Annotated in this window: 5 protein-coding genes, 1 tRNA gene and 2 rRNA genes (1 of these 8 only partly in view); 3 read left to right on the top strand and 5 right to left on the bottom strand. The window is 61.1% G+C overall.

Features of this window, described 5'->3' with window-relative positions:
• Nucleotides 1-34: 34 nt before the first annotated feature.
• Complete coding sequence (locus tag H2LOC_RS16895; RefSeq protein ID WP_136497517.1) at nucleotides 35-2,851, bottom strand: AMP-binding protein; 2,817 nt, start codon at nucleotides 2,849-2,851, stop codon at nucleotides 35-37.
• A gap of 364 nt (nucleotides 2,852-3,215) precedes the next feature.
• Here H2LOC_RS16895 and H2LOC_RS16890 point away from each other — a divergent pair, with 364 nt between their 5' ends.
• The gene (locus H2LOC_RS16890; protein WP_136497518.1) at nucleotides 3,216-4,733 is read left to right on the top strand and encodes a hybrid sensor histidine kinase/response regulator; all 1,518 of its coding nucleotides are present in this window, start codon (nucleotides 3,216-3,218) and stop codon (nucleotides 4,731-4,733) included.
• 280 nt (nucleotides 4,734-5,013) lie between these two features.
• Nucleotides 5,014-5,541: a lytic transglycosylase domain-containing protein gene (locus H2LOC_RS16885; RefSeq protein ID WP_136497519.1), complete on the top strand. Its 528-nt coding sequence runs from the start codon at nucleotides 5,014-5,016 to the stop codon at nucleotides 5,539-5,541.
• Between the two features lie 77 nt (nucleotides 5,542-5,618).
• Here H2LOC_RS16885 and H2LOC_RS16880 read toward each other — a convergent pair whose 3' ends face one another.
• Nucleotides 5,619-7,118, bottom strand: a complete 1,500-nt coding sequence (locus H2LOC_RS16880; RefSeq protein ID WP_136497520.1) for a phosphomannomutase/phosphoglucomutase — start codon at nucleotides 7,116-7,118, stop codon at nucleotides 5,619-5,621.
• A 444-nt stretch (nucleotides 7,119-7,562) separates the two neighbouring features.
• Between H2LOC_RS16880 and ccrA the strand changes: the two genes are divergently transcribed.
• Nucleotides 7,563-8,819, top strand: coding sequence for a crotonyl-CoA carboxylase/reductase (gene ccrA, locus H2LOC_RS16875; protein WP_154331698.1), 1,257 nt, complete (start codon nucleotides 7,563-7,565; stop codon nucleotides 8,817-8,819).
• Nucleotides 8,820-9,145: 326 nt separating this feature from the next.
• On the opposite strand, the gene H2LOC_RS16870 is transcribed toward ccrA, so the two are convergent.
• The 3 genes from H2LOC_RS16870 to H2LOC_RS16860 all read right to left on the bottom strand — a co-directional run.
• Nucleotides 9,146-9,222, bottom strand: a tRNA-Met gene (locus H2LOC_RS16870).
• 77 nt (nucleotides 9,223-9,299) lie between these two features.
• A 5S ribosomal RNA gene (gene rrf / locus H2LOC_RS16865) occupies nucleotides 9,300-9,415 on the bottom strand.
• Between the two features lie 59 nt (nucleotides 9,416-9,474).
• Nucleotides 9,475-11,910, bottom strand: a 23S ribosomal RNA gene (locus H2LOC_RS16860) (it continues 534 nt past the right edge of the window).

Here is an 11,910-nt window from a genome sequence, read left to right as displayed (position 1 = left end):
CGCCAGCGGCCATTCCGAATTCTCGCCCGAACCATCAGCCCGGAAGCGCAACGCGCTCGTGGGCGAGATCCGGCTCTCCGCAATGGGCGAGAATCTCCGCCCGCGCCGCCCGCCTCAACGCCATCGCCGCGTCGAACCCTTCTCCCGCCGGATAGAGCGGCGCTCCGACATGAACGGAGATTTCCCCGCGTCGCGGCAGCCAGGAATCGGCCCGCAAAATCGAGCGCGTGCCGCATATCGTGAGCGGCGCGATCGGCAGACCGAGTTGCGCGGCGGTCAAAAAGGCTCCGACATGAAACTCCAGAAGCCCCGGCATGCGCGAGAACGTCCCCTCGGGAAACCAGACCAGGAGGGCGCCGGTCCGGGCCGATTCCAGAGCTTTTCTGGCGTCGGCCACCCCGCCGGCCGGATCCGTGCGGCGCACGAAGATCGCGCCGAGCCTGCGCAGGAAAGTTCCGGCCACGATTTGCCGCGCCAGTTCCTCCTTGGCGACGAAGGCGATCGCGCCCGGGCAAACCGCCGCGACCACGACGCCGTCGAGATAGCTCGCATGGTTGACGACGATGACGGCCTTTGCTTCCGGCAAAGCCGATTGGAAATCGACGTTCAAAGGAATGCCGGCGAGGCGAAAGAAGCCGCGGGCGCCGGCGTGCAATGCGCGATGGCGCAGCGATTTCGGAGCCAGAAACACGCAAGGCAAAACCCAGGCGGCGATCGCCATCAACGCGCACCAGACATAGGCGCCATAGGCCATGGCTGCGAGATTGGATAGCGCCCGCCTCAGCCTCGGTCCCGCGCCGGCGATGGCGACGCGCAGCAATTGCCAGCGCGGATGCGATCTCGCGCCCTCGGAGATTCCCGCCTCGAAAATCGCCCGGGCCGCCGAACGGCGTATTTTTCCGCTGGAGGTCTTGGGGGCCGTATGCGGCGGCGCCAGCACGATCTCGTCGGGGGCGAGATCGAGCAAAGCCTGCGATTTCTCGGCGATGGCTTTGCGCAGGGCCTCGCGCCTCGCGGGATCGGTCTCCCTGGTCTCGGCCATGACGATCAGCCGCTCGGTGCCGGCGCGGGCGTCGTGACTGGGAAAGGCCGCCACGCAGCCTTTTCGAATCCCGGGCAGGGACCCGACCGCCTCCTCGAGCTCCTGCGGATAAATATTGCGTCCGCCGCGCTTGATCAGATCCTTGATGCGCCCCGTGATGAAAACGTCGCCGCCCGCGATATATCCGCGGTCGCCGGTCTCCAGCCAGTCGCCGTCGAAAAGGGCGGTGGTTTTCTCGACGTTCCGGAAATAGCCCTTCGTCGCGGAAGGCCCCCTGAACTGCAGACGTCCCTCTCCGCGTTCGGGCAGTTCCAGTCCGGCGCCGTCGACGACGCGGATTTCATGATGCGGCAACGGGCGCCCGCAGGCGACGAGCGTAACGGCGTTGGCGGCGCCCGGGTCCGCCGCGCGGGCGATTCCCTCGGCGTCGAGGGCGCGCCGATCGATCCGATCGATCCGGGGCGGTCTTCCGATCGGCGGAAATGCGAGTCCTACCGCATTTTCAGCGAGTCCGTAGACGGGCGTCATCATTTCGGGCCGGAAGCCGCAGACCGCGAACTTCTTTGTAAAGCGATCGATCGTGATCGGGCTGACCGGCTCGGCTCCGTTGAGAAGCGCGCGCAAAGAAGAAAGATCGAGATCGGAGACGGCGGCTGCGTCGACAGCCTTGAGACAGAATTCGAAAGCGAAATTCGGGGCTGCGGAAATCGTCGCCCGGTGCTCGTGCATCGCCCGAAGCCAGGACGCCGGATCGGCGAGAAACGAGAGCGGGGACAGGATCATGGCGGGAGCGCCGTAATACAGGCTGCCCAGCCAACAGCCGATCAGTCCCATGTCATGATACAGCGGAAGCCAGCTTACGACCCTGTCGTTGGACGAAGCCTCCAGAACCGCCCCCATGGCGCGGATATTCGCAAGGAGATTGCCGTGCGACAGAACCACGCCTTTGGGATCGCCGGTGCTGCCCGAGGTATATTGGATCAAGGCGATGGTCGCCGCCGTCGCCGGCAGGGGAGCCGGCAGCTCCGCGCCCCGGCCCAGCTCGGCGATAGTGGCGATGCGCCGCAAGCTGCCGACCAGGCCGAACAGCAATCTGCCGACGATGCGAATGTCGTCGCTGGTGATGAGCGCGCTCGCTTCGGCATTGTTCAATATCCCGGCTTGCCGGTGCAGATGCTCCTCGATCTGAGGCAGCCGAAACGGCGGGTAGATCGGCACGGGAATAGCGCCCGCGAACAGCACGGCGAAGAAGGCCACGAAGAAATCGCGGCTCGTCGGCAGCATGATCGCGACGCGATCCCCAGGCGCTATTCCGCTCTCGACGAGACCGCCGGCCGCGGCGCGCGCTTCCCGATGAAGTTCGCCATAGGCGAGCGTCTGAGGCGGCTCTGCGCCTCGCCGCAACAGAACATGTTTGCGTTCGCCGCGCCGCTGGGCGTGCTCTGCGAGGACTTCGATCAGCGTTTGCGCCTCGACCGGCTCCTCGACGCTTGCGCGGATGGGCTCCTCTCGCTGCACGCTCGCTGAAACCCCCGTCGCCGCAGGCGCCGCATCGATGACGGCGGCCACGAGGTCGGCAGGGCTGGCGGCTGATCCGAGAATATCTTCCGAAAGACGGACCCCGAAACGGCGGCCGAGCCTCGTGAGCAATTCTGCGCGCGAGAGACTGTCGAGCGCGAGATCGCGGTCGAGGTCGCTGTCGAGGCGTATGAGACGAACGTCGACCGAATTGGGATGCAGCTCGCCGACGAGGGCGCGAATGATTTCGAGAACCTGCCCGGCGACCTCCTGGTCGTTCCGCCCAGCCATGACCTGTCCTCGTCCCAGGCGTGATCGACCGGTTTTCTGGTCTTTCGTTCTGCGCCGTCGCGCCGCGATGGTACAGATAGAGCATGGGAGGCGTCACGCCAGTCTGCGACCGCGGCGGGGAGACCCCTCCGGCGCCTTTGCCGCGCGCTTGCTTCACGCGCAGCGGTGGTTCATCATCAAGCCCTCGGCTCGACTGGGCGGCCTGCTCGACTAGCGCCGCCGACGGCGGAAGCATCGCTCCGGGGAGAAGCTTGACCTTTAGTCTCGCCAATTTCGTTCCGGGAACTCCGACGGCGCCCGATCGGCGCCGCTCCCGCTTGCGGGAACCCGGCATATACCCGCAGCGCAACGGGCCCGTCACAACTTGATAAGGGGAATTCTCGACTCACTGGCGCATGAGGTCGCGGTTATCGACGAGGCTGGCAAAGTGCTGGCCGTCAATGAACGTTGGCTGCGCTTCGGCCGGGAAAACGGCGTCGCTCCCGGCGCAAATTCCGCAGGGGTTGATTATCTCGGCGCCATCCGCCCGGCGGCTGCCGCCGGAGACCCCGTCGCCTCGGCGGTCCTTGAAGGACTTCTCGCTCTGCTTGCCGGGAAACGTCGTGATTTCACGCTGGAATATCCCTGCCAGACGCCTGATCGAATGTTGTGGTTTGTCATGCATGCGGCCCGGACGGACTGGCGGCCCGGCGCAGTCGTCATCAGCCACACCGACATCACCGAGCGCGTCGAGGCGGAGCAGCGCCTGCTGGAGGCGACGGAAAAACTGCGTGAGGCGGACACACGCAAGGACGAGTTTATCGCCACTCTGGCTCATGAGCTGCGCAACCCGCTCACGCCTATCAAAAACGCCGCATACCTCTTAAGGCGCCAGCTGCCGGATTTCGATAAAAAAGAGCGCAGCGTCGCCTTGCTGTCGATGGTCGATCGGCAAACGACTCATCTCCTGCACCTGGTCGATGACCTGCTCGACCTGTCGCGAATCTCCTGCGGCAAGATCGGGCTGAAGAGAGAAACCGTCGATCTAAGAGAAATTCTGCGGCATTCGGTCGAGGTGGCGCAGCGAAACATCGAAATGGGCGCGCACAAGCTGGAGGTTTCTCTTCCGGAGACCCCAATGTCGGTTTACGGCGACCCCGTGCGTCTTGCCCAGGTCTTCGCCAACCTTCTCGACAATGCGGCGAAATATACGCAGCATGGGGGCGCTATCCGGCTTTCGGCGGAGCCTCGCGGCGCCGAGGCGGTCGTCTTGGTGAGCGATAACGGCCTCGGCATTCCCGCGGACATGCTGCCCAGAATATTCGATCTCTTCACTCAGGTGGATCGTAAGATCGCGCGGCCGCGCGGAGGCGGACTCGGCATCGGTCTCGCTCTCGTGAAACGCCTTTTGGAGCTTCATGGCGGAACGATCGAGGCGCACAGCGAAGGACCGGGCAAGGGCTCATCCTTCATCGTGCGGTTGCCTGCTGTTGCCCGAGGCGGCGCCGAAACGGCCCAGGGAAGCGCTCCCCATGAACTCCGCACGACGCTCCGCGTGCTGGTGATCGAAGATAATCGCGACGTGGCCGAGAGCCTTCAAATGTTGCTGGAGACGGCCGGCGCCATGGTGCGTGCGGCCTATGACGGCGCGACGGGGTTGGATATGCTGACGTCGTTCAATCCAGACATCGTTCTGCTGGATCTCGACTTGCCCGGGATGGACGGCTACGAAACGGCGCGGCTCATACGCGCATCGCCACAAGGTCGCGGCGTCAAGCTCGTCGCGCTTACCGGCTGGGGGCCGGAGCAGGCGTTCGAACGCGTGCGAGCAGCGGGATTCGACCGCCTGATCACCAAACCGGCCAGCCTTCGCGCGCTTCAACAGCTGTTCGACGAGGCTTAGAACCGGTAGAGCGGCGGGGCCTTGAAAAGGCCGCAAGCCTGGCGCATGAATAATCTGCCGGCCCTTATGCGCCGCAGCAATTTTCTCGCCCATGAGAGGGTTTTCGAGCGAAGCGGATGCCGCTTCTCGTGAAAACCCGATCGAATAAGGAATCTTAGAGAATTTACGGTTCGGTCAGAAACGGAAATTCTCGATCGCGCCAAGCCACGTTTTTTGGTTTTGGCTGGAGTCGTCCAGATTTGCCGGGCTACATCGAATATCATTCGCGCGGAGGTTCAAAATGACATCAATGCGGATCGCCGCCGCTTTTTCTCTGCTCGTCCTTTGCGGCTGCAATGCGACTGGCCGACCGGATTATATGGCGGAAGCGGTATCGCCAGAGCAGTCCGCGACGCCTTCCCCTCATGAGGCGCTGGATCGGCGCATTTCGCATTACGCCAGGACCTATCGCATTCCGGAGTCTCTGGTTCACGCCGTCGTCCAGCGAGAAAGCAAATATAACCCGGAAGTGAAGCACGGGCCTTTCTGGGGCCTCATGCAGATCAGGCACGAAACCGCCCGGAGCATGGGATATTCGGGGCCGGCCCGCGGCCTGCTCGATCCCGAAACCAATCTCACCTATGCAACGGCCTATCTCGCAAACGCCTATAGGGTCGCCCAGGGCGACGAGCGCCGAGCGATCCGGCTTTATGCGGGCGGCTATTATTACGAAGCCAAACGGCAGGGACTGCTCGGCGAATTGCACTCGGCTAATGATTTCGGCGAATTCGCCACCGCATCCGTCGCTGACGACGCGCCCGCCAGATAAGCGAAAGGCGCAGACCGGCGCCCGACGCTCACGCGCATATCTCTCGTGCGCGATCGTTCGAGAGACATGATGTCGCCTCAGATGGTCTGATTATAGGCGCCGACCTCGGGGTTTTCCCGCAGCACGGCGTCCAGCGAGGCGAACATCTCGCGCAGGCGCGCTTCCGAAGCCGGGCTTTCGACGACGACGACGAGTTCCGGCTTGTTGGAGGAGGCGCGCACCAGGCCCCAGGTTCCATCGGCGACGGAAACCCTCACGCCGTTGACGGTGACGAGATCGCTGATCGGACCGCCGAGGAACGGAACGCCCTTGTCCTTCATTTCCTGGAAGCGAGCCGTCACCTTTTCGACGACTCCATATTTGACCTCGTCGGCGCAATGCGGGGACATGGTGGGCGAGCCCCAGGTCTTGGGCAGATCGGCGTAAAGCTGCGCCATCGTCTTGTCGGAGTTGCGGTTGAGCATTTCGAGGACATGGATCGCCGTCAGCAATCCGTCGTCATAGCCGCGCCCGATCGGCGCGTTGAAGAAGAAATGCCCCGACTTTTCGAAACCCGCCAACGCCTTGAGATCGTTGACCCGACGCTTGATGTAGGAATGTCCGGTTTTCCAGTAGTCGGTGGTCGCACCTTGCGTGATCAGGACTGGATCGCTGGCGAAAAGTCCGGTGGATTTCACATCCACGACGAAGCGGGCGTTGGGATAGATCTTGGAGAGATCGCGCGCCAGCATCACCCCGATCTTGTCGGCGAAGATCTCTGCGCCGTTGTTGTCGACCACCCCGCAACGGTCGCCGTCGCCGTCGAAACCAAGGCCGACATCGGCGCCGGTTTCCCGCACCTTGTCGGCGATGGCGTGAAGCATCTCCAGATCTTCCGGATTGGGATTGTAGCGCGGGAAAGTGTAATCCAGCTTGGCGTCGAGCGGGATCACCTCGCAGCCCAGCCGCTCCAGCAACTGCGGCGCAAAAGCGCCCGCGGTTCCGTTGCCGCAGGCCGCCACCACTTTCATCTTGCGGCTGAAGTTCACGCCGCTGGCGAGATCGTCGAGATAACGCGCGCCGAAGTTCTGGTGAAAGCGGTAGGAGCCGCCGCCAGCCTGACGGAACTTGCCGGAGAGGACAATTTCCTTCAGGCGCGACATTTCTTCCGGCCCGAAGGTCACGGGGCGCTGCGCACCCATTTTCACGCCGGTCCAGCCGTTGTCGTTATGCGAGGCGGTGACCATCGCGACCGCCGGAACATTGAGCTCGAACTGGGCGAAATAAGCCATCGGCGAGAGAGCGAGGCCGATGTCGTGCACATGGACGCCGGCGCCCATCAGCCCGGTCACCATCGCGAGCTTTATCGAGGCCGAATAGGCCCGGAAGTCATGTCCGGTCGCGAGCTCGAGCGGAACGCCCATTTCATGAAGCAGCGTGCCGAGGCCGAGGCCGAGCGCCTGCACGCCCATGAGATTCAGCTCTTTTTCGAAAAGCCAGCGCGCGTCATATTCCCGAAAGCCGGTCGGCTTCACCAGCGGAAGGATTTCATATTCGAAAGTATTCGGCTCGAGAGCGGAAACGGGTGTGGGAAACATGCGTGCATTCCTCGGGCGCGACGGCGCAGCCGGTGATTAGACCAAAAGCGTTCCAGCGCCAACCCGGCGCCGGCGGCCCTGGGCTTCGTAAACCATACGCGCGATCAAGAGGCTTCGCGGACAAGGCGCAAATCGCCGCTCGTTGAGAAACCGCGCCGGATCAGGGAGTTTGAGCGTATTCTAAGTGCAAGAGCATCTCTGCTTCGGCGGAATGCGTTCCAGGGCGCATACCGCAAAAGTTGACTGACTTTTGCGAGAAGAACGCGCCCCGTTTTTTGATCTTGCGCGATTTCTTGTCGCTCGAACGATTCTGTTCGAGCGGAAAGCTCGCCAGGGGTTGAACACCCTGTTCAGGCGAAAGCAGGGCGTATATGAATAGCGCCCGAAATCGGCGGCCTTCGGGCCGCCGGGCCGGAAAAATAACGTCCCTCGAGGAGACGCAAATTGAGCGAAGCCAAAGACCTCTATGAAATGGGCGAAATCCCGCCGCTCGGACATGTGCCCAAGAACATGTATGCCTGGGTGATCCGCAAGGAACGGCACGGACCGCCCGAAGAGGCGATGCAGCTCGAGGTGGCGCCGACTTGGGAACTGGACAGCCATGACGTGCTCGTGCTCGTGATGGCCGCCGGCGTGAACTACAATGGCGTTTGGGCGGCGCTCGGCGAACCCATCTCCGTCCTCGACGCCCACAAGCACCCCTATCACATCGCCGGCTCGGACGCGGCCGGAATCGTCTGGGCGGTGGGCTCCAAGGTCAAGCGCTGGAAAGTCGGCGACGAAGTCGTGGTTCACTGCAACCAGGACGACGGCGACGACGAAGAATGCAACGGCGGCGACCCTATGTTTTCGTCGTCGCAGCGCATCTGGGGCTATGAAACGCCGGACGGATCTTTCTCCCAGTTCTGCCGGGTTCAGGATCGCCAGCTCATGGAGCGGCCGAAGCACCTCACCTGGGAAGAATCGGCCTGCTACACGCTGACTCTCGCCACCGCCTATCGCATGCTGTTCGGCCACGAGCCCCATCGCCTCAAGCCCTCCGACAACGTCCTCATCTGGGGGGCCTCGGGCGGGCTGGGGGTGTTCGGCGTGCAGCTTTGCGCGGCGGCCGGCGCCAATGCGATCGGCGTCATCTCCGATGAAAGCAAGCGCGAATATGTCATGTCCCTCGGCGCCAAGGGCGTAATCAACCGCAAGGATTTCGACGGCTGCTGGGGCCAGCTGCCCAAGGTCAATACCCCGGAATACAACGCCTGGACCAAGGCGGCCCGCGGGTTCGGCAAGGCGATCTGGGATATCACCGGCAAGAAGGACGTCGATATCGTCTTCGAACATCCCGGCGAGCAGACCTTTCCGCTCTCCTGCCTGGTCGTCAAACGCGGCGGCATGGTCGTTTTCTGCGCCGGAACCACGGGGTTCAACCTCACTTTCGACGCGCGCTACGTCTGGATGCGGCAGAAGCGCATTCAGGGCTCGCATTTCGCGCATCTGAAGCAGGCGGCTGCCGCCAACCGCTTCGTGATCGACCGACGCGTGGATCCGTGCATGTCGGAAGTGTTTCCCTGGGACAAGATCCCGCTGGCGCACACCAAAATGTGGAAGAACCAGCACGCGCCCGGAAATATGGCGGTCCTTGTGAACGCCCCAACCACCGGCCTTCGCACCGTGGAAGACGTGATCGAAGCAGGCAAGAGGCGCTGATCGTCTGCCGGAGCCTTTCGGGTTCGGACGGAACCGAAAGACTCCGCCAAACGCGATTAAATCCGCTCTTCTCGAAGCGCTGCGATTCAAATGATGCGGCTTCTGCGAGATCGCCTTGCGATCCGCAGAAGCGGCCCCTGCAAAAATCGCCGATCGACGATCGAGCGGGTTTCGTATCAGGAAACAGTTCAGTGGGACTGCGCGCTTTTTTGATCCGGGCGCGTCCGTTGATAGAAATATCTGAACCTCGATCGACCGCAGAGTGGAAGACCCGACAACGAAAAACGCCAGGGCCCCGAAGGACGCCTGGCGTTATTTGTTGATTTTGGTTGCGGGGGCAGGATTTGAACCTACGACCTTCAGGTTATGAGCCTGACGAGCTACCGGGCTGCTCCACCCCGCGTAAACAACGGCGCTCTATGCTGAACGCCGCTGGAAACAGAATTTGAGGCCGCTTGAAGGAGCCATTGCGCTTAGCAGGCCTGGCGACGACCTACTCTCCCAGGTCTTGAGACATAGTACCATTGGCGCTGAAGCGTTTGACGGCCGAGTTCGGGATGGGATCGGGTCTGATCGCTTTGCCGAAGGCCACCAGGCCGGCTAAGAGCAATTTACAAGGGGAAGCAAATGGTTTTGGAGGGCATTGATAATGGGAGCGATCAAGCCTGACGAGCTATTAGTACCGGTAAGCTGCGCGCGTCGCCGCACTTCCACACCCGGCCTATCGACGTGGTCGTCTTCCACGGCTCTTAAGGGAGAACTGGTTTTGAGGTGGGTTTCCCGCTTAGATGCATTCAGCGGTTATCCCGTCCATACATAGCTACCCTGCACTGCGACTGGCGTCACAACAGGTCCACCAGAGGTATGTTCATCCCGGTCCTCTCGTACTAGGGACAAATCCTCTCAATTCTCCGACACCCACGGCAGATAGGGACCGAACTGTCTCACGACGTTCTGAACCCAGCTCACGTACCACTTTAATCGGCGAACAGCCGAACCCTTGGGACCTTCTCCAGCCCCAGGATGTGATGAGCCGACATCGAGGTGCCAAACAACCCCGTCGATATGGACTCTTGGGGGTTATCAGCCTGTTATCCCCGGCGTACCTTTTATCCGTTGAGCGATGGCCCTTCCACGAGGAACCACCGGATCACTATGACCGACTTTCGTCTCTGCTCGACTTGTCTGTCTCGCAGTCAGGCAGGCTTATGCCATTGCACTCGACGAGCGATTTCCGACCGCTCTGAGCCCACCATCGCGCGCCTCCGTTACTCTTTGGGAGGCGACCGCCCCAGTCAAACTGCCTACCATGCACTGTCCCGGACCCGGATGACGGACCGCGGTTAGACATCCATGACGATAAGGGTGGTATTTCAAGGATGGCTCCACACGAGCTGGCGCCCATGCTTCAAAGCCTACCACCTATCCTACACATGCCGACACGAATGCCAGTGCAAAGTTACAGTAAAGGTGCACGGGGTCTTTCCGTCTGACCGCAGGAACCCCGCATCTTCACGGGGAATTCAATTTCACTGAGCTGACGCTGGAGACAGCGGGGAAGTCATTACGCCATTCGTGCAGGTCGGAACTTACCCGACAAGGAATTTCGCTACCTTAGGACCGTTATATTTACGGCCGCCGTTTACCGGGGCTTCAATTCAAGGCTTGCACCTCTCCTCTTAACCTTCCGGCACCGGGCAGGCGTCAGACCCTATACGTCATCTTGCGATTTCGCAGAGCCCTGTGTTTTTGTTAAACAGTTGCCACCCCCTGGTCTGTGCCCCTCGCTGCCGCTTGCGCGACAACGAGGCCTCCTTATCCCGAAGTTACGGAGGTAAATTGCCGAGTTCCTTCAGCGTCATTCTCTCAAGCGCCTTGGTATACTCTACCTGTCCACCTGTGTCGGTTTCGGGTACGGTCTGATGTGGAGGCTATTTCCTGGCGCGGCTTCACTGCCCGGGCAATCCAGTAAGCCCAGACAATTTACGCCACGCGTCACCTTCCACTGGCCCACGAATATTAACGTGGTTCCCATCGACTACGCCTTTCGGCCTCGCCTTAGGGGCCGGCTAACCCTGCGAAGATTAACTTTACGCAGGAACCCTTGGACTTTCGGCGACACTGTCTTTCACAGTGTTTCTCGTTACTCATGTCAGCATTCGCACTTCCGATACCTCCAGAGCGCCTCACGGCTGCTCCTTCGACGGATTACGGAACGCTCCGCTACCACCCTTGCGGGTCCAAAGCTTCGGCTCACGGCTTGAGCCCCGGTACATCTTCGGCGCGGAAATCCTTATCTAGACCAGTGAGCTGTTACGCTTTCTTTAAAGGATGGCTGCTTCTAAGCCAACCTCCTGGTTGTTTTGGGATTTCTACATCCTTTCCCACTTAGCCGTGAATTGGGGGCCTTAGCTGTTGGTCTGGGTTGTTTCCCTCTCCACGATGGACGTTAGCACCCACCGTGTGTCTCCCGCATATTGCTTCCAGGTATTCGGAGTTTGGTTAGGTTTGGTAAGTCTGTGGGACCCCCTAGCCCATCCAGTGCTCTACCCCCTGGAGCATTCATGCGAGGCGCTACCTAAATAGCTTTCGCGGAGAACCAGCTATTTCCGAGTTTGGTTGGCCTTTCACCCCTAACCACAAGTCATCCGAGTCTATTTCAACAGACACCGGTTCGGTCCTCCAGCAAGTGTTACCTTGCCTTCAACCTGCTCATGGCTAGATCACTCGGTTTCGGGTCTATTGCTACGAACTCGACGCCCTATTCAGACTCGCTTTCGCTGCGCCTACGCCTACCGGCTTAAGCTTGCTCGCAACAATAAGTCGCTGACCCATTATACAAAAGGTACGCAGTCACCCAGGACGAACCTTGGGCTCCTACTGTTTGTAGGTATCCGGTTTCAGGAACTGTTTCACTCCCCTCGTCGGGGTGCTTTTCACCTTTCCCTCACGGTACTTGTTCGCTATCGGTCGCTGAGGAGTACTTAGGCTTGGAGAGTGGTCTCCCCATATTCAGACAGGATTGCACGTGTCCCGCCCTACTCATATCTTGCAGTCTTCGAAATCCGTACGGGGCTATCACCCACTATGG

The organism is Methylocystis heyeri (assembly GCF_004802635.2).
Classification (GTDB): domain Bacteria; phylum Pseudomonadota; class Alphaproteobacteria; order Rhizobiales; family Beijerinckiaceae; genus Methylocystis; species Methylocystis heyeri.
Note: the sequence above shows the minus strand (reverse complement) of the source record. Positions and strands in the feature narration are given on the sequence as shown.

What these genes read in the sequence shown, in the direction of transcription:
- H2LOC_RS16895 (WP_136497517.1), bottom strand. Translation starts at nt 2,851, where the DNA reads ATGGCTGGGCGGAACGACCAGGAGGTCGCCGGGCAGGTTCTCGAAATC.
- H2LOC_RS16885 (WP_136497519.1), top strand. Translation starts at nt 5,014, where the DNA reads ATGACATCAATGCGGATCGCCGCCGCTTTTTCTCTGCTCGTCCTTTGC.
- H2LOC_RS16880 (WP_136497520.1), bottom strand. Translation starts at nt 7,118, where the DNA reads ATGTTTCCCACACCCGTTTCCGCTCTCGAGCCGAATACTTTCGAATAT.